This window comes from Exiguobacterium sp. s191 (assembly GCF_018618955.1).
In the GTDB taxonomy this organism is placed as follows: domain Bacteria; phylum Bacillota; class Bacilli; order Exiguobacteriales; family Exiguobacteriaceae; genus Exiguobacterium_A; species Exiguobacterium_A abrahamii.
The window spans coordinates 57,701-76,360 of sequence record NZ_JACSNC010000004.1; the positions used below are offsets into that span (position 1 = coordinate 57,701).

Consider the following 18,660-nt stretch of genomic DNA (forward strand, 5'->3'; position numbering starts at 1 on the left):
TGTGTAGTATGTGAAAGGAAGTGAGCAGGATGACCTATGGTATGATCCATTCCGTTGAATCATGTGGAACAGTCGATGGTCCTGGCATTCGATTCATCGTCTTTACGCAAGGATGTCCACTACGGTGTCAATACTGTCATAACGTGGATACATGGGAGTTCGGTTGCGGACGGCGTGTCTCGGCAGACGAAGTCGTAAAAGAAGCGATCAGCTATCGCTCCTTTTTCGAGGCCACGGGTGGCGGAATCACCTTCTCTGGAGGTGAACCGCTCGCTCAGCCAGAATTCTTGGAGGCTGCTTTAACAGAAGCAAAACGCCATGGACTGCATACGGTCATCGATACCGCGGGATCCGTCGTCCCGAAAAACATCGATGCGATTCTCGATGCGACGGATCTAGTACTACTCGATATCAAACATATCGACGATGCCGCTTGTCGCGTCTTGACTGGACGGAGTAACGCCAATACACTCGCCTTCGCAAAACGCCTAGCCGAGCGAAACATTCCCGTCTGGATTCGCCACGTCCTCGTTCCAGGTATTACGATGTCAGAACATTTCCTCCGTCAGACCGGCGAGTTCATCCGGACGCTCGGAAACGTCGAGCGCGTCGAAGTACTTCCGTATCATCAACTCGGTGTCTATAAGTGGGAAAACCTCGGTCTTGCATATCCGTTAACTGATGTGCTTCCCCCTTCATCAGAAGAAACGGATACTGCGCAAACATTACTTGAATCGTACTTGTGTTAACGTTTCCATTTTGTTACAATGACGGCATAGACTATGAACAGGAGGTACAACACCGAAATGAAGCAATCACTCGTACACGTCGCTTGATGAATGAAATCATCTCTTTCGCAATGCAGTTGCGGATGTCTGACGCTACGAGTCTGCTCTTTTTCGGTGTGACCAACCTCTGGCCAGCACCTTCTTTGAGTTACACTCCGGCACACCATCCGCTCGCTTCGGATGGTGTGTTTTTCATTTCATCTTATCGGAAATGAACACTAAAGGAGCTGCTTTTATGCCTACTGAAACACTTACGATCCAACACCTATCGATGGACTACGACGAACGACGCCTTTTCTCGGACGTTTCTTTTCATATTCATACCGGTGAACATGTCGCCTTAATCGGTCCGAACGGCATCGGAAAAACGACACTGTTACACTTGATCGCTGATCAACTTCAACCGACTGACGGTTCGATCAAGCGTCATTACAAAAAACTCGGTCTACTATCACAACACTTCGTGGCGGGCGATCACACCGTTCTTGATGTCGTCGAACGAGCGGATGCGGTTCGTTATCAACTTCGCACTAATGCCATGAATGGTGACTTGACGATTTATCAACAAGCAATCGATCAGGACGCCTTCTCGCTGGAAGCAGATGCAGCACGCGTCTTAAAAGAAGTCAAATTAGAGGAAGCACTCTGGACACACAAAGCATCCAGTTTAAGCGGTGGTGAACAGACGCGCCTCCAACTTGCCTGTCTGCTTCTATCACGACCTGATTTCATCATTCTCGATGAACCGACGAATCATCTGGATCAAGAGACACTCGAGTGGCTCACGGAATGGGTCAACATGTCACGGACCTCGATTCTCTATGTCTCACACGAACGATTCTTCATCGACGCAACGGCTGATGCCGTCATTGAATTATCCGAATCAGGGGCAACGCGATACAGCGGAAACTATCAGTCCTATAAAGAACAAAAGGAACATCAAGCTCTGTCGCAACAACGAGCGTACGAAAAACAAGAACGCACCCGTAAAGAGCTGACACGCATGATTCAAGGATACCGGCAATGGCATCAAAAAGCCTCGAATCAAGCGAGTGAACGGGATCCGTATGCGAAAAAGAAGGCTGCTAAACATGCGACGAAGGTCAAGGCAAAAGAGCAGCAACTCGAGCGTCTACTCGAGGATCGTGTACAAAAACCACAAGTTGCACCGACTGTTCACGTCGCATTCGAACATGAAGCGATTCGTGCGAAACGACTGATTTCGTTTGAACGTGTCTCTTTCATGCATGAGACGAAACCGATCCTAAAGGATGTTTCGTTTACGGTAGAACGTGGTGACCGAATTGCTGTCATCGGACCGAATGGAAGCGGGAAAACGACCTTACTGCGTCTCATCGAGGGCGAATATGCTCCTCATCAAGGGAACGTAATCCGTCATCCTCGATTGAAGACCGGCTATTTTTCACAAGCCCTTTCCCACTTACCGACATCCGGTACGTTGTTAGAGGCATTACTTGAGTACGGCACGATGAATGAAACGGATGCCCGGACGTTGCTCGCCTGTTTTTTATTCCGTCGCGATGATGTTTACCGGTCGATTTCCGACGCCAGTATGGGTGAGAAATGTCGGATCGCTTTCTTACGTCTGTATTTTTCTGGTGCTCACTTGCTTATTCTCGATGAACCAACGAACTATTTGGACCTTGCGACTCGTGAACAAATCGAAGCCGCCCTCGATGTTTTCCCTGGTGAGCTCCTCTTCGTCTCTCACGATCGTTATTTTACCGATCGGCTGTCGAATCGGACGTTTGATTTAACGACTGGATTCAACGATCATCCGGTCGGAACGGCCACGGTACGAAACGCGAGCCGAAGTGACCCTGAAGCGATTCAATCCGACTTACATCGTCTTGATGCGTTGACGGGTAACGTGCCGTTCCATACAGAAACAAATGAATTCCTTTCAAAAGAATAACGAGAAAAAAGCATCTGCATAGAAAAAGAGACTCCTTTTTCCGTTGCAGATGCTTTTCATATTTCAGTCGTATTATCGCTTTTGATACTTCACTTTCGTATGCGCTTGGGCCTGCTTGTGGATTTTTTTCCACTTTTCTTTCTCCGCCGCCTGCAACGCCACATTTTGCTTGCGTTCCGCATAGGCGATTTCTCGTTTTAGCTTGACGAAGCTGTTCCAGCGCTCAGCAGTTAGTGTACCATCTTCTAAAGCTGTCCGAACGGCACAGCCCGGTTCCTTATCATGTTCACAGTCTCGGAAACGACAGTTTTCAGCAAGCTCCTCAATATCGGAAAACGTCGACGATAAACCGTCACTGCCATCCCATAAGGCCAATTCTCGCATCCCCGGTGTATCAACAAGCAATAGACCGTTCGATAGTCGTTTCAGTTCGCGATGTGTCGTCGTGTGACGTCCACGTTCATCGTCTTCTCGTACGCCACCCGTCTCCATTAACTGTTCTCCAGCTAAAGCATTGACGAGCGTCGACTTCCCGACGCCGGACGACCCAACTAACACGATTGTCTGCTTGATTTGTAACTGTTCACGCAACTCCTCTAATCCGTCACCCGTCAAGGAATCAACGGCAAGGATTGGTGTTCCGAACGCGATCGCTTCGACAGCCTGTATTTCCGTTTCAATCGACGGCATCAGACTTTTTTTCGTCAGGACGATGATTGGTGTCACCCCTGCATCCCAAGCAACCGTTAAATAACGTTCCAGTCGACGGACGTTGAAGTCATGTCCAAAAGCCATGACGAGCAAGGCGACGTCAACATTCGCGCAGATGATTTGTTCCTCGGTCTCCGTTCCTGCCGCTTTTCGGGAAAATTGAGAAGATCGTGGCAAGACACGTTCGATCCGTCCTTTGCCTGGCTCTCGCTCTGTTTGGATGATCCAGTCTCCAACCGCTGGCAATTCAGCTTTCTTTCCCGATTGAAAACGCAATTTACCAGACAGTTCGCTCAGCGATTCTCCTGTTTCCGTCATGACACGATAATGCGTTTGATAGACGGCTATGATCCGTCCTAATCGTTCTGTTCCTGTCGTTTCGTAGACAGGTGGTGTACCCCATTCGTTCAAATGGTTTCCTCCTCTGATTTAAGGGAGGGAAACCCCTCCCTGGTTTCCGACACATGTTACTTTTTTAGCGTTGATTGTTGCACTCATCAACATCACTCCTCTCGATTCGATTCCCTTATAGAGTATCATATGAATCATTGGTTCTGATAGCGCTTCCCTTAAAGTCAGACCTTCTCTCCGCCTTAAGCCCGAGAGCAAATACGGTCCAAAGAGTGTCGTAGGAATAGAAGGACTCCCGTATCATAAAGGTATCAACACAAGGGAGGCTTCCTCATGAAGCAATCGAAAGGAAAACAATTGGTGATGATTCTCGCCGGACTGGCGTTACTTGCCGTCGTCATCGGAACATTACCGCATATGATCGGACTTGGCTTAGGGGCGTTACTCGCGTTCTATTCGATCAGTAAGTTCATGCAATCGAACAAATGGCCAGCGAAACTCGGCTTCGGATTCCTAGCAGCCATCGGAATCGGACTTGCCCTTTCGAACATCTGGGCAGTCATTGGAATCGCAGCAGCCATCGCATTGTACGTCGGTTACATGCGTATGAAACTACAACGTGTCAATGTTCAAGATCTCTTTAACCGTCGCCGTACATCAACGACACATTTCGAAGCAGACTGGAAAGACCTAGACGAAAAACGTTTCTAATCAAAATGTGTGACCCGATATCATTCGCCATTTCCAAGGAGGAATTTTTCATGAAAAACGTATTTGATCAACTCAACGATTTTGCGACACAAATGATGACAGAAGTCAAAAAAGCAGCCGAACAGGGTGAAGTACCTGCTAAAAAGCTCGTTCGTCATATTCGATCTACAGAAGCTGATTTAAAAGAGATTGATCGACTACTCGAGCGTCAACGGACATTGCTGCAAGAATTAACGCATAAACAAGAAGAAGCGAAGGATTTAGCAGATAAACGCTTCAAGCAAGTCGAGATCGCGAACGAAGCCGGTGAACAACAACTGGCTGAGCGTGCAGCCATCGAATCGAAGCATTACGGGGAGCAATACCGCTTCTTCGAAGAACTCGTCGCTGAGACGAAACGCGAGCTGAACGAATTGGAACGTGAAGCCCTCGAGTTGAAGTTGAAGCTCGAAGATCTACAAAACAAACGGTACGAATGGATGATGCGTGAAAACGTCTCGAACTTAAAAAACAAGATGAACCAGGTGCTAGATCGCGAACCAAATGCTACTATAAAAGAAGAAGCACATCCGTTCACGGCGGAAGAGCCTGAAGCAAAACAGCCAGCCGTTGATGAAGATGATATCGATGCGCGTATCGCTGAACTCGAGCGTCGCATTCACCAATAAGCAGTCAATGATGAAGGAGGCGTATGCCTCCCTTTGTCATGTTAGAAAGGAGATTGATCGTGCGACGATTAAGTACGAAACAACTGGTCGGTTACGTATCGATCCTGTTCGCCCTCGGTCTGTTCTATGACCTATTGTCCGGTGCAGGAAATGTATTGTTTGGTGTCTTATTTCCGTTCCTGCTGTATTATGTCGGGATTCATTTCCGACGACGCAATCATGAAAAATTAGCAATCCTCTTCTACATCGTCGGTACGATCATTCTTGCTGGCGTCGTCCTTAGTTCGGCTGCCATCGGTTTTGTCATTGCTGGTATCTTGCTCTATCTTGGGATCATTCTCGTGACACGACATTCTGTCCGCGAATTTTTATTTTCACGGATTGCTCCGCATCAATATGAAGAGGAAGGGATCAAGATTCAACCCGCTTACTCCTTCTCGACTCAAGCCGATGCACCGTACGTCTTACAGGATTTGAGTGAACAGTTCATCGTCAAGGATTTAGAAATCGATTTGACGCACGCTTACGTCCCGGAAGGTGAGACCTTGATCGTCGTCAGTGGTGTCGTCGGGGACGTCCGAATTCTTTTACCGTCCGGCTACGACTATACACTCGACACGTCAATCGGCTTCGGAAGCGTCAAGACGGACATCCGCCGGATTCCGACCTTCTTTAATCGACGCATTCAATTCCGGGCACCGGAATACGGTGAAGCAACGCGGAAGGTTCGCATTCATGTCATGCTCGGTATTGGCAACGTGGAGGTGTCTTCGATATGAAGCGTGATCAATTCCCGCTTGGTGTCATTGCCCTCCAAGTCATGACGGGCTTTTTGACGGCTGTCATGACAACGTTGTTATTCTTAAGTACACGACAAGTCGATTGGCATGTCCTATTCGTCCGTCAACAAGATTTCCCTGTCCTTCTACTCGTCATCGGACTCTCGTTATTACTACCGCTTGCCATCGGTAGCATGCATTACTTTTTCTTGCGACGTGACTTCAAACGTGTCACGACTGCCATCATTGAACTCGAGCAAGGAAAAGATGTGACGATCGTTCCGGGTCCCTACTTTCATACGTTGACACGCTTGTCGCGGATTGGAAAACGTATCGACGAACAAGTCGAGACTGTCCAAAAAATCAGTACACGTCCGCAACATGTTGAACAAGTAAGAGTTCAAGCCGTCACGGAAGAACGAAAACGACTCGCACGTGATTTACACGATTCCGTTTCGCAACAGCTCTATGCCATCTCCATGATGACGACAGCAGCTAAACAGACGATTCTGTCTCAACCTGAAGCTGCTGCCAAACAGATTGAGATGGTCGAGACGATGGCGCAAACGGCGCAGTCTGAAATGCGCTCCCTCTTACTTCAGCTTCGCCCTGTCGAACTCGAAGGAATGACGTTACAACAAGGACTTTCTCAACTGCTCGAAGAATTATCTAGAAAGCAGTCCACACAATTGAGTTGGAAGTTAGAAGAGATGTCACTTCCACGACAAATTGAAAACGAGTTATTCCGGATCGTTCAAGAAGGATTGACGAATGCATTACGTCACGCGAAAGCGTCTCATATGGATATCGAACTCCGACAATTCAACGAAACGATCATTCTGAGCATGAATGATGATGGTGTTGGATTCGTCGTTGATGAAAAAAAACTTGCCTCTTATGGCATTAATTCGATGCGGGAACGGACGGCTGAGATGGGCGGAACGATTCGTCTCGTCAGCGTTCCGGGACAAGGAACCCAAATCGAAGTCAAACTTAGAAAAGATCGGATGGTGCAAGTATGATACGCGTATTATTAGTAGATGACCACGAGATGGTCCGGGCCGGTGTGTCTGCTTTCCTTTCCACACAACCAGACATCGAGGTCGTCGCCGAAGCGTCGGATGGTCAAGCAGGAGCCTTGCTTGCGCTTGAACACCGACCGGATGTCATCTTGATGGATTTAGTAATGGAGCCAGTTGATGGCGTCGAAGGAACGCGACTGATCCGCAAAGACTGGCCGGAAGCAAAAATTCTCGTCGTGACGAGTTTTCTTGATGACGAGAAAGTCTATCCTGTCATTGAAGCGGGTGCGATGAGTTATGTTTTAAAGACCGCTAGCGCCTTTGACATCGCAGAAGCGATCCGCAAGACGGCAAACGGTCAATCCGTCATGGCAGCACAAGTGACCGGTAAAATGATGGAACGTCTTCGTCGTCCTACGACACACTTGCATGATGATTTGACGGAACGTGAGCAGGAAGTTCTTCAATTGATGGCTCGTGGTATGGCGAACCAAGAAATCGCAGACGAATTATTCATTTCTTTAAAAACCGTTAAGACACACGTCTCGAACATCTTATCGAAACTCGATGTCGTGGATCGTACGCAAGCGGTTGTCTATGCCTTCAAGCATAATCTCGTCAAATAAGATTTAGCCCTTCATTACTTATTCCTTAAGCTCACGCCAATAACCCCAAATCGTCTCCTATTCAGAGACGATTTGGGGTTATTCACTATCTTACCAGAGTCTCCATCCGGGAGCGCCTGGAGGGGCATTTTCAATCATATGCCAAATCGGCACCGTATACGCAAACGCAATCAAAGCGAACGTTACGAAAATCCATAACTTCCAATTTTCAAAGAAGAGTGGCGTTGCCATCGCCTCTTCTTCCGTTTCAGCAATCGGAAATTCTTCCGTTCCTTTTGGCGTGCGGAAGGCAAGTTGGAACATCGCATAGAGGAATAGCAGAATCGAGATGAATAAAATCGTTCCGCCGATCGCCATTGCGACATGATATGGAATCCAGTCAGCGACGATGGAATCCTTGAAGTAGGCGGCTGGACCCGTCCGTCGTGGATTACCGAGTAGTCCTGAGATGTGCATCGCCGTCGACATGAAGAGCATTCCGATCGTCCAGGCAGCCGTTTGAATAAGCCCGAGACGATTCATTGCCGCTGTTAACGTCCGACCACGTAAGAGCGGGACAAGCCAGTAGGCTGTTCCGAAGAACGTCAGTGCGACAGCAGCACCGACCGTGATATGAAAGTGTCCCGTGACCCACAATGTGTTGTGAACGATGATGTTCAGCTGATGCGATGCATTAATGACACCACCTGCACCTGCTGGAATGAAGAACAACATCCCGATGAACGGTGCAAGGAACCGGACATCCCGATATGGCATTTTCTTCACCCAACCAAATATGCCAGTTGCCCCCTTCCGGCGACCCGCCAACTCAAAAGTCGCAAACATCGAGAAAGCAGTCATCAATGATGGAATGATGACGAGGAATGTCAAGACGACTTGGACATACTTCCAAAATGCAGAAATCCCCGGCTCTAACAATTGATGGTGAAAACCAACAGGGAATGAAAAGAGTAGGAATAACAAGAACGACATACGTGCTAACGCATCAGAAAAAATCTTCCCCCCAACAATTTTCGGAATGACCGTATACCAAACGATATAAGCAGGTAATAACCAAAAATAGACGAGTGGGTGACCAAAGTACCAAAATAGCGTCCGAGATAGTTCGATCCCGACCTTATCCGTCCAACCAAGAGATAAAGGAAGGAGTTGAAAGAGAATCGTTGCCGCTACGCCGAGTGTCGCAACCACCCATAACAAGGCAGTCATGATGCTCATGTAGGCTTGAAGCGGTGGATGAACACCAGGGTGTTCCCGCTTATAATCAGCATACATTCGGAACATGGCACCAGACGCGATCCACGTTCCGACGACGAAGATGACGAGTCCGATATAAAATACAGGATGTGCCTTGAGTGGTGCATAGAACGTATAGAGGACGGAAGCTTCACCTGCAAGCACCATCCACGTGACGAGGACGACACCAAGAATCATGAACCAGAACCCGACCCATCCGAGACGTCGCGGAAACTCTTCGAAGCGTCCGAACGATTGACCTAAAAATGAGAACAATAATCCGAAAATGAATAACGTCGTAAAGACGATTGCAAGCATCAATCCGTGAGCAGTCAGAAGCTCATAGTATCCGATTCCAGCGATTTCTGGAATGGCACCTGTCCGTACCATCGTTTGTAGTAATCCACATAGACCACCGATCAATAAGGCGACAAGTGAAAAACTAACATGTGCAAAGGCCAGTTTCGCTTCCTTGACTCCGATGACGGTAGCGGGTAGACCACGCTCCATCTCGAACTGTCTTAGTTTATTTGATATAGCATTCATCTTATTCCACCACCTTGATTTTCGTTGCCATCATATGATGGGCATTACCACAATATTCATTACAGACGACGAGATATTCGCCTGCTTCCTTGAACGTATACTCAATCGAATTAATATGTCCGGGAACGACCATCATGTTGACGTTCGTCTTAACGATTTCAAATCCATGAACGACGTCCTTCGATGTCACGAGAAAATCGACTGTCGCCCCTTTAGGTATGACCATATCTTTTGGTGTAAACTGAAAAGCTTGTGAAACGATGACCGCTTCGTATCGGTCATCATCAATCTTTTTTAGTCCTGGCTTATCAAACGGTTTCGTTTGATCGACTTTTGTCGGATCAATCAATGTCGCATCAGATGGTGGTTGATTTCCGGATGCAAAAGCGGATACACCGATAATGGTCAAGAAGACCGCTAGCATCGCTACTCCGAAGATCAGCCAAATTTTTTCTAAACGATGAATGTGCATCGTGATTCCCCCTTAACGTGATATGAACAATAGAAAGATTGAACTCCACATCCCGATGATGACACCTGCTACGATCAGGACGGCAACAAATGTTCCTTTTAGATTCGATTCTGTCTTTTGGCTCATCGTGATTACTCCTTTCCTACTCTGAACTTGTCTTTATTGTAAGAATTCAGCAAGTCTGGAAACTGTGATAAATATCACTTTAAATATGAATATTCCGCACTTTTCATTTCGAAAACACACAGAAAGTTCACATCTAAACGAGCGTAGAAAAAACTTTTATACATAAAAATAACGCGAGACAGGAAAGTCCTGTTTCGCGTCGGGATGATTCATACATTTTATTAAATTCGACAAACACCTGCTGGACATCCTTCACAATGACACAGATCCCGTAGATATTGCGGATCGTGAATGGTGATTTCTTTTGCTGTCATCGAAATGACCCCTTCTTTTTTCCACTGAGAAAACATACGATTAACGGTTTCACGTGGTGCACCAATCAATTGACCAAACTCACCGTCGGATGGTCGCTTCGCAAGACGATACGTTTCTCCCACTTGTTCCCCTTCCATCGCAATCAAGCGAAGTAACGTCGAAGCTAATGCCCCTGGTTTTCCAAACAGTAGTAAGTCACGTAATTTTGTTTCCGTTTGCTTCCGCATTAATGCCTGCCATCGCATGATCTCAAGCGCAAAGGCACCGTCTTTTTTCATAAGCTCTTCTAATTGGTTTTTCGATAAGAATCCGATGATGCTATCTTCCATCGTTTCAATACTGTAGGAACTCGGAAAAGCTTCTCCTACATCAAATTCGCCAAACAAATCTCCTTTGAAATATAAAAACATGAGTAATGGACTGCCTTTTTTCGTCAACTTCGATAGTTTGACGCCTCCTTGTTTCACATAAAACAACTTATCGTTCATTTCCCCTTCCCAACAGACAATGGAATCCTTTTTGAACGTCGTTTCTGTCATGAAGCTCTCAAGCAACGTTCGCGTTTCGGGTGATAAGACGAACGTATTGGCTTCAGTCGTTCCACAAGTTAGCATATCCATTTCTCCTCTCCTCTTCTTCTGCTTTTAGTATAGAACATCACAGTCGAAAAGAATGGATTTTCAAAAGATTGTCAAACTTTGTTCAACATTTCACATTACTATTTTTAAAATGACCTGACGACTACTTTTAAGAATACAAAAGAAATCGTCAGGAGTGATGTCATGGATTTATACCATAGTAATGATGAACAATTCGATTGACTGCTTGACCCGGTGTCTGATCATACCAGCTCTGTTGGAACTTCTGCATGTGTTGACGACATTCTTCAAGTATCACATCAGACGTGATCCACTCCATCAACTGCTCCATCCGTTCTGTCTGTCGGACAGGTAGCGGTTTCGGATACTGATCCACGAGCCCTGGTAGTTGTCGGTATGTGTCGATGTCCGGTGTATACAAGAACGCCGGAATGTTGAGGAGACAGCTTTCAAATGGAATCGAAGAATAATCAGTTACGAGCACATCTGTGATCAGCAAGTAATCATTGATCTGATACGTATCGTCCAAAAGATGGATATGGCTAGAACGATAGGTAGAAAGAGACCGAATCGTTGGATGTAATTTAACGAGAATCGTCCATCCCGCTTGAGCAAGTTGTTCGAACTGTTGAATCGTATGATCTTCTGTTCCTTTGTATTCCCGGTATGTCGGTGCATACAATAATATTCGACGATCAGTCTTTACATATTGTTTTCTTAATTCCAATGTTTTCTGCTTTCGTTGCTTCTCATCAAACCAATAGTCCGTTCGCGGCATGCCGAATGGTTTAAAGTGAGACCGTTTTAAGTCGTGTGGTGCCATGAACTGTGTCGCACAGCGCATCCCTGGTACGATGAAATCACCATATTCCTGATAAACACGTCGAAAACGATTTCGTACTCGTTCTGATACGAACAGACTTTTGGAGGAGGTCAGTCCAAACTGCTTTAATGTTCCTGCCGCATGCCATAGCTGGATACGTCGTGTTCCTCGTCGCGTTGTTGCGACACTGAATTCGGCGACATAATTATCGACGAAGACCGTCCGGGAGGTCGCAAGCAAATACGCCAATCGGACGAATCGTAAACGACGAAAGCGAAGAGTCCGATCTGACTTCCACAGATCCGGCTGCTTCATGAAATGATGATCATATACCAGATACCGTTTCTCACTTGGCAATTCCTGCGCTAAGCGATCATTAACAGGTTTCGCGTTATCACCATACGTCATCCAAAACAAAGTGACTGGTCGAAGCGGTAGCCATCGAAAGACACCATAACAAATACGAAACAACAATAAATAGACCCATACGATACCTTCTCTAACCACTTTCATCCTGCCCTTCTACGAAGAAAGACCGCACGTCGATCGTGTGGTCTCCTCTTCAATCACTTCGAAGCTAATTCCGTTTTAATCTGGCTTGTAGAGATGCCTTCAGTCCGACTGAGGTAAACGACTTCACAGTGCTCCTTCAAGAAGTCGAACTCGCCTTTCCAGTCGTCACCCATGACGAAGAGATCAACATCATGTTTTTTCACATCTTCTACTTTTTGATCCCAGCTGTTTTCTGGAATAACTTCATCCACATAACGGATGGCTTCAAGGATCATCTTCCGATTCTCAAAGTTATGGTAAGACTGTTTATGTTTTAAACGATTGAATTCGTCTGTCGAAATCGCGACGATGAGGTAATCGCCCATCTCTTTGGCACGTTTTAAGATGTTGATATGACCCCAGTGCAATAAATCAAATGTTCCGTACGTAATAACCTTCTTCATGATTTTGCTCTCCCTTTTATCCGTAAATTCTCTTTATGATCGTCTTCATCGCCCGTTCTGAAGCCTGCCCATCATCCCATTGACAATACGTCTCTTGGAACGCTCGGAATGCTGACGCATACCGTGTGTGCCAATCATCCAACTGATTGAGTTCTTCAAATAGTGCTGTCTCAGTGGATAATAATGGTCCCGGTGCCTCCTGTTCAAAATCGAAGTAAAATCCGCGCAACTGATCGCGATAATGTTCTAAGTCATACGTATAGAATAAAATCGGACGCGATAAATGCGCAAAATCGAACATGACAGAAGAATAATCCGTGATCAAAGCGTCTGACGCCATATAGAGCTCCGCGATATCCGGGTAGTTCGATGCATTTCGAACGGATGGATAAGCAGTGACGTCGAGACGACTTCCGACTAAATAGTGCATTCGAATAAGCAGGACATATTCATCCCCGAATCGCTTTTCAAATTCCTCTAACGAAAAGGGCAGCTCAAATGAATATTTCCCTTGACCTTCGAACGCATTATCTCGCCAAGTAGGTGCATACAGCAAGACTTTTTTCGAAGAATCAATCTCATAGTGGCGATAAACCGTTTCTTTGATTTTAGCATGCCGTGCCTCTTGATAAAATATATCATTTCGAGGGTATCCAATTTCTAGCATCTCACCTTCAAAAGCAAATGCTCGCCGAAAGATTGAACTAGAGTAGGCATTCGGGGAAATTAAGCCGGACCATTTTGCAGTCTCTTGCTTAAATCCTTGCTTGTACCGCTCCGTCGTCGTATTCGCCATTTGGACATCATCCATATCAAGCGCGAGCTTTTTGAGCGGTGTGCCGTGCCATGTTTGGAGATAATACGTTTTTTTCGGTTTGATCAACCAACCCGGTAACCGACTATTTGATACCCAGACCCGTGACGTCGCGAGCAAATAAATCCAGCGAAACGTCAACCGATCTACCGTCTTGACGTCTCGTGGAAACGTAACACCTCGTTGTTTACTAAAAATCAACTCACATTCCGGATGCATCGTACGCATCAATTCGTAGATGGCACGCGGACTGTCACTATATTGCTTTCCGAGAAAACTCTCGAAAAGGACTCGATTTGATTTTTGTGGCAACCACGTAAAGACTTTCATGATGGTTCGCAGACTGCGTTCAATCAAGCCTGTTCGTTTCATCCACTGTTTTACTTGATCTTTCAAGTGAAGAGCTCCTTCTTAAGTCAATTAATCACAGCTCATCATAACAAAAAGCGCATCCATTTGGAATTGCTATTTGTTCGCATGTAGCGGAAAGGTAAATCGAACGCCGTCGTGTTTTTGACGATTCCTTTACGATGGCTGAACGTCTCGAAACTATACTTGCCATGATATCCACCCATACCACTCGCCCCGACTCCACCAAATGGTAGATGATGCTGTGCGACGTGCATCAATGTGTCATTGACACATCCGCCACCGAATGAAATCCGTTCAAGGATACGATGTTCGACGGCTTTGTTCTCTGTGAACAGATAAAGTGCAAGCGGTTTGTCACGATCATTGACGAACGCGATGACCTCTTCGATTTCACGGTAGGTCAACACTGGCAGGATCGGTCCGAAGATTTCGTCTTGCATCAATGGAGCATCCACCGCTACATTCGTCATGACGGTCGGCGCCATCTTACGCGTTTCCGGATCGACTTGTCCACCGAATTCGATCGTCCCTTGCGACAAGTAACTGCTAAGGCGATTCAAATGATCGTCCGATACGATTTTGACGTAGGATGAGACGCCGACGCCATTCCCGTACTGTTTGAAGGCTTCTTCTTCAATCAACTGCAAGAAACGTTCTTTGACGTCTTCATGAATCAATACGTAATCCGGGGCAATACATGTTTGTCCAGCATTCAGCCATTTTCCCCATGCGATCCGCTTCGCTGCTAGACGAAGATCCGCATCCTTGTGAACGATCGTCGGTGATTTCCCACCCAGTTCAAGGGTGACCGGTGTTAAATGCTTCGCCGCAGCCTGATGCACGATTTTTCCGACGCGTGTGGAACCCGTAAAGAAGATATAATCAAAGCGTTCGTTTAATAAAGCGCTACTGACTTCAGCATCTCCTTCTATGACGATTCCGAATCGTTCATGGAATGCCGTTTCAAAAACTTCTCGTAATACACGAGAGACGTTCGGTGTCAGCTCGGATGGTTTAAGGACGACCGTATTCCCCGCTGCAATCGCACCAATGACCGGAGCAAGTGCCAGCTGGAAAGGATAGTTCCATGGCGCGATGACAAGAACGTTGCCATAGGGTTCGTACTGGATTTCGCTTTTTGAGCCGATGTGCAGAAGCGGTGTTGCGACACGCTTCGGGCGTGCCAGTCGACGGAGTTGTCGCTCCATCCGTTGAATCTCTCCATAAACGAAACCGATTTCCGTCGTAAAAGCATCATGCTGTCCTTTATTGAGATCTTGTTTTAATGCCTCATAGATCGCTGCTTCATGCGTTTCAATCGCTTGGCGTAAGAACGTCAGCATGCTTAAGCGAAAAGCTAGACTACGTGTTGCACCTGTTTGGAAAAAGTGACGCTGTGTCTCAAGGCGCTCTGAAAGCACTGTCTCTGTCATCGTTGTCTCCATCCGAGAATCTCCCCTTTAACTGATCTATAACACTGCCTTTATCTTACCATATCTCTTTTCGACTATGAAAAAAGACGGAGAGGCTTCTCCGTCTTACTTCTTATAATTGAATCGCTGTTTCAAGCGCGACTTTCATCATATCGTTGAATGTCGTCTGGCGCTCTTCCGATGTCGTTTCTTCACCTGTCAACAGATGATCTGAAATCGTCAGGATCGTCAGTGCGTTTACTTTATGTTTTGCTGCAAGTGTGTAAAGACCTGCCGCTTCCATCTCGATTGCGAGACATCCGAAATCCGCCCATTTTTTGAAGTGATGGAAATCATCTTGATAGAACTGATCCGTCGTGAAGATTTGACCGACTTTTGCATCGATACCTTGTTCTTTAGCTGCTGTATATGCTTTATGCAGCAGATCAAAAGAGGCTGTCGGTGCGTAGTCTAGTCCATTAAAACGGACACGGTTCTGTGCCATGTCATGCGAAGCACTCATCGCGATGACGACGTCACGAACTTTAACGTCTGGCGTGATCCCACCGGCAGTTCCGACACGGATCAAGTTCTTCGCACCGTATGACTGAACGAGTTCGTTCGCATAGATCGACATCGATGGTACACCCATACCTGTTCCTTGAACCGAAACTTTTTTCCCTTTATAAGTACCTGTGAAGCCATACATGCCTCGAACTTCGTTATAAAGGACGACGTCCTCTAAAAACGTCTCAGCGATGTATTTAGCACGTAACGGATCTCCTGGGAGTAAGACCGTTTCGGCGATTTGTCCTTCAGCTGCATTAATGTGTACACTCATGTACGATTCCTCCTCGATAGTCGTTTAAATCGACAACAATTCACGAAACTCATTCGGTGTCATACCGAATTGTTTTTTGAACACTTTCCGAAAATACTTATCGTCCTGATATCCGACTTCAAGTGCGATTTCGTAAATGCGCGCTTCCGTCTCACTCAATAATTCCTTCGCCCGATTCAAGCGAATCGTTTGGATGTAATCAGATAAGTTAACGGAAAAACGCTGTTTGAAGCGTCGTGATATATACTCTCGGCTCAAGTAAAACCGTTCGCTCATGAATTGCAGTGTCAATTCTTCCGCATAATGCGTTTCGATGTATTTGGCGATTTGATCAATCGCTTCTCCTGATTCCACTACCGGATGGATACATTCCATCGCGCGGGACAAGGCATCATTGAGTACATCTGGATCAACCGGCTTCAATAAATAATCAAAGGATTGATGCAAAATGGCACGTCGCATATACGTATAATCATCATACCCTGTCAGCACGATCGTGACGACCTTTGGATGATGATTTTTTGTCCATTCTAGTAATGTTAATCCGTCGAGTCCAGGCATTTCGACATCTGTCAGCATTAAATCGATCGTTCCGGTATCCAGTAATCGTTTCGCTTCTTCCCCATGTTCCGCCTCGTAAATATGTGAGACCTGCCAACTGTCCCATTCTCCGAGCAATTTGACCGCTTCCCGTACATGTCGTTCATCGTCTACGATCAACACGTTCATGCCAAGTCCCCCTTCTCATATGGAATTCGAATCACGATTTTGAATCCTCCCTCTACCGCTGAAGAAGAGAGCGTCATATTTGCTTGCTCCCCGTAAAAAATCAAGAGTCGTTCATAAATATTATGGAGACCAATGCCGCTCGTCTCGAGATCTTCTGGGCTACGATGCATGCGCATTTTACGATCAATCTCTTCAAGTCGTCCTGTTTCGAGGACGGCACCGCTATTCTCGATTTGAATAATGAGGCGTCCGCCATCCGTCCGGACTTTGTAAGCAAGATAGTTCTCCGTCGCTGCTAATTGCTGTCGAAAGCCGTGTTTGAAGTAATTTTCAGCGAACGGTTGCAAGATCATCTTCGGCACTTCAATGTCATTGAGATGCCACGGGACGTCAACGATATAACGGAACCGTTCCGGAAAACGTTGCTGTTGCAAACGAATATACGCTTGAAGATGATCGACTTCTTGTTTTAGGGTTACGATCGTCTGCTCATTATTCATCGAGTAGCGCATCATTTGTGATAATCCGGTGATTGAGCGGTACGCGATCTTCCGGTCTCCTTGTAACGTCGTCGTTCCGATCGATTGTAAGGCATTGAATAAGAAGTGCGGATTGAGCTGAGATTGTAATGCCCGTAGCTCATTCGTCCGGTTTTCAAGTGCCAGTCGATACTCCCGTTTGATTAAACGATCAATCCGTTGAATCATGCGTTGGAACTGACGGTTGAGTAATCCAATCTCGTCATTCGTCGTCGCAACGAATGGTGCTGATAAAACCCCTTGTTCGACTCGCCAGACGTTTGCTGTCAACTGTTTGATTGGTTTCGTGATCTGCATGGCAACGAGACTTGCGGCAATGATCATGACGAACAGTGAGACGAGACCGATCAAAACAAGAATCAATGCCGTTTCATTCGCCCCTTGGATGACTGACGCATACGGAATCCGTTTGACGAGTATGAGTGGAACACCATTCGTCATCGTCTTTGAGTAGACGATGAACGATTTTCCGACACGTAAACTCCCACTCTGCCCAGTGAATCGATCGACCGGTAGTTCCATCTCTGCTCCAGTCTGTGCCAATACACGCTGTTCTGTCATCAACCATAACGACTCTTCCGGATCATTCTCGAACAGTTTCAATTGTTGTTCGAATACACGGACTGGAATATCCACTGAAAGGAAGCCGAGTGGCTCATCTGTTTCGACACGATCGATGCGATAACGAAAACTAACGACTTGTTTCTCATCAAGAATCATCGTGTGCACATTGTATGGTTCAATCGTGTGCGCTCCGTCAATCAACCAGCCACTTTTTTGTTTCATCAATCGAAAATAATCCGTTTCTTGCATCCAATCAAACGTTCCCCGACTCGTCGTTTTCATGTTGTAGACCGAATACTCCGAATAACCATTTAAGATGACGAAATGTAACTGCTCGATATCCTGACGTGATAAAAACAGACCTAACATCGCCCGCGAAACGACTCCATCAGATTCGTCTAATTCCTGATCTGCTCCGACGCGCATGATGTTCATCAACGAACGATTCGCATACAGACTTGTCGAGAGACGGCGGATATCCTCTATGTAATGGGTCACCTGTGTATTTCCTCGCGTCAACACGTTCAGGCTAGAACGTTCTGCCTGTTCAATGTTTTGGTGCCGTACATACAAGTAGGAGATCGATGTCGCGAGGGCTGTCGGAATCAAGATCGCTAGGACGACGAGACGAATCAAACGTGTCCGGATACTTTTCATGAAAGGCGCCCCCATCCTTTTTCTTGTAATCAATCGTATCATAACCTTGAATCCGCTTACATCATTT

The 18,660-nt window shown here is 46.3% G+C and carries 19 protein-coding genes; 7 read left to right on the plus strand and 12 right to left on the minus strand.

Features of this window, described 5'->3' with window-relative positions; all coding sequences use genetic code 11:
• Positions 1-29 precede the first annotated feature (29 nt).
• Positions 30-749: a pyruvate formate-lyase-activating protein gene (gene pflA, locus KNQ09_RS14880; protein ID WP_023467263.1), complete on the plus strand. Its 720-nt coding sequence runs from the start codon at positions 30-32 to the stop codon at positions 747-749.
• A gap of 274 nt (positions 750-1,023) precedes the next feature.
• On the plus strand, positions 1,024-2,724 hold the full coding sequence (gene abc-f, locus KNQ09_RS14885) for a ribosomal protection-like ABC-F family protein (protein WP_214858907.1): 1,701 nt from the start codon (positions 1,024-1,026) through the stop codon (positions 2,722-2,724).
• Between the two features lie 72 nt (positions 2,725-2,796).
• Here the strand turns inward: abc-f and rsgA are convergent, their stop codons facing one another.
• Positions 2,797-3,846: a ribosome small subunit-dependent GTPase A gene (gene rsgA, locus KNQ09_RS14890; RefSeq protein WP_064300808.1), complete on the minus strand. Its 1,050-nt coding sequence runs from the start codon at positions 3,844-3,846 to the stop codon at positions 2,797-2,799.
• A gap of 273 nt (positions 3,847-4,119) precedes the next feature.
• Here rsgA and KNQ09_RS14895 point away from each other — a divergent pair, with 273 nt between their 5' ends.
• Genes KNQ09_RS14895 through KNQ09_RS14915 form a run of 5 tightly spaced genes read left to right on the plus strand, consistent with a single transcriptional unit; the run spans position 4,120 to position 7,592 of the window.
• Entirely contained in the window at positions 4,120-4,497 is a 378-nt protein-coding gene (locus tag KNQ09_RS14895) for a lmo0954 family membrane protein (protein ID WP_023467260.1), read from the plus strand.
• A gap of 50 nt (positions 4,498-4,547) precedes the next feature.
• A complete protein-coding gene (locus KNQ09_RS14900) occupies positions 4,548-5,165 on the plus strand; it encodes a PspA/IM30 family protein (RefSeq protein ID WP_029340865.1) in 618 nt (205 codons plus the stop codon).
• Between the two features lie 59 nt (positions 5,166-5,224).
• Positions 5,225-5,944: a cell wall-active antibiotics response protein LiaF gene (gene liaF / locus KNQ09_RS14905; protein WP_029340864.1), complete on the plus strand. Its 720-nt coding sequence runs from the start codon at positions 5,225-5,227 to the stop codon at positions 5,942-5,944.
• Complete coding sequence (locus tag KNQ09_RS14910) at positions 5,941-6,966, plus strand: sensor histidine kinase (RefSeq protein ID WP_034785901.1); 1,026 nt, start codon at positions 5,941-5,943, stop codon at positions 6,964-6,966. The genes liaF and KNQ09_RS14910 overlap by 4 nt, the downstream gene beginning before the upstream one ends.
• Positions 6,963-7,592 carry a response regulator gene (locus tag KNQ09_RS14915; protein ID WP_023467256.1) on the plus strand — a complete coding sequence of 210 codons (630 nt, stop codon included), beginning with the start codon at positions 6,963-6,965 and terminating at the stop codon, positions 7,590-7,592. The genes KNQ09_RS14910 and KNQ09_RS14915 overlap by 4 nt, the downstream gene beginning before the upstream one ends.
• 90 nt (positions 7,593-7,682) lie before the next feature.
• Here the strand turns inward: KNQ09_RS14915 and KNQ09_RS14920 are convergent, their stop codons facing one another.
• The 11 genes from KNQ09_RS14920 to KNQ09_RS14970 form a co-directional block, all read right to left on the minus strand.
• The gene (locus KNQ09_RS14920) at positions 7,683-9,374 is read right to left on the minus strand and encodes a b(o/a)3-type cytochrome-c oxidase subunit 1 (RefSeq protein WP_064300809.1); all 1,692 of its coding nucleotides are present in this window, start codon (positions 9,372-9,374) and stop codon (positions 7,683-7,685) included.
• A gap of 1 nt (position 9,375) precedes the next feature.
• On the minus strand, positions 9,376-9,846 hold the full coding sequence (locus tag KNQ09_RS14925; RefSeq protein ID WP_050678241.1) for a cytochrome c oxidase subunit II: 471 nt from the start codon (positions 9,844-9,846) through the stop codon (positions 9,376-9,378).
• A gap of 12 nt (positions 9,847-9,858) precedes the next feature.
• Positions 9,859-9,972, minus strand: coding sequence for a hypothetical protein (locus tag KNQ09_RS14930; protein WP_023467253.1), 114 nt, complete (start codon positions 9,970-9,972; stop codon positions 9,859-9,861).
• 221 nt (positions 9,973-10,193) lie between these two features.
• On the minus strand, positions 10,194-10,907 hold the full coding sequence (locus tag KNQ09_RS14935; RefSeq protein WP_251138223.1) for a Crp/Fnr family transcriptional regulator: 714 nt from the start codon (positions 10,905-10,907) through the stop codon (positions 10,194-10,196).
• A gap of 160 nt (positions 10,908-11,067) precedes the next feature.
• A complete protein-coding gene (locus tag KNQ09_RS14940; protein WP_214858908.1) occupies positions 11,068-12,222 on the minus strand; it encodes a CDP-glycerol glycerophosphotransferase family protein in 1,155 nt (384 codons plus the stop codon).
• Between the two features lie 53 nt (positions 12,223-12,275).
• Positions 12,276-12,665 carry a glycerol-3-phosphate cytidylyltransferase gene (tagD, locus tag KNQ09_RS14945; RefSeq protein ID WP_050678243.1) on the minus strand — a complete coding sequence of 130 codons (390 nt, stop codon included), beginning with the start codon at positions 12,663-12,665 and terminating at the stop codon, positions 12,276-12,278.
• Positions 12,666-12,681: 16 nt separating this feature from the next.
• Positions 12,682-13,851 (minus strand): CDP-glycerol glycerophosphotransferase family protein, encoded by a 1,170-nt coding sequence (locus KNQ09_RS14950; protein ID WP_064300884.1) that lies wholly within the window; start codon positions 13,849-13,851, stop codon positions 12,682-12,684.
• Positions 13,852-13,913: 62 nt separating this feature from the next.
• Positions 13,914-15,296, minus strand: a complete 1,383-nt coding sequence (locus tag KNQ09_RS14955) for an aldehyde dehydrogenase (RefSeq protein ID WP_149426861.1) — start codon at positions 15,294-15,296, stop codon at positions 13,914-13,916.
• 100 nt (positions 15,297-15,396) lie between these two features.
• Positions 15,397-16,104, minus strand: a complete 708-nt coding sequence (gene deoD, locus KNQ09_RS14960) for a purine-nucleoside phosphorylase (protein ID WP_023467244.1) — start codon at positions 16,102-16,104, stop codon at positions 15,397-15,399.
• Positions 16,105-16,128: 24 nt separating this feature from the next.
• Complete coding sequence (locus KNQ09_RS14965) at positions 16,129-16,833, minus strand: response regulator transcription factor (protein ID WP_023467243.1); 705 nt, start codon at positions 16,831-16,833, stop codon at positions 16,129-16,131.
• Positions 16,830-18,593 (minus strand): sensor histidine kinase, encoded by a 1,764-nt coding sequence (locus KNQ09_RS14970; protein WP_214858909.1) that lies wholly within the window; start codon positions 18,591-18,593, stop codon positions 16,830-16,832. Before KNQ09_RS14970 ends, KNQ09_RS14965 begins: the two co-directional genes overlap by 4 nt.
• Positions 18,594-18,660 lie beyond the last annotated feature (67 nt).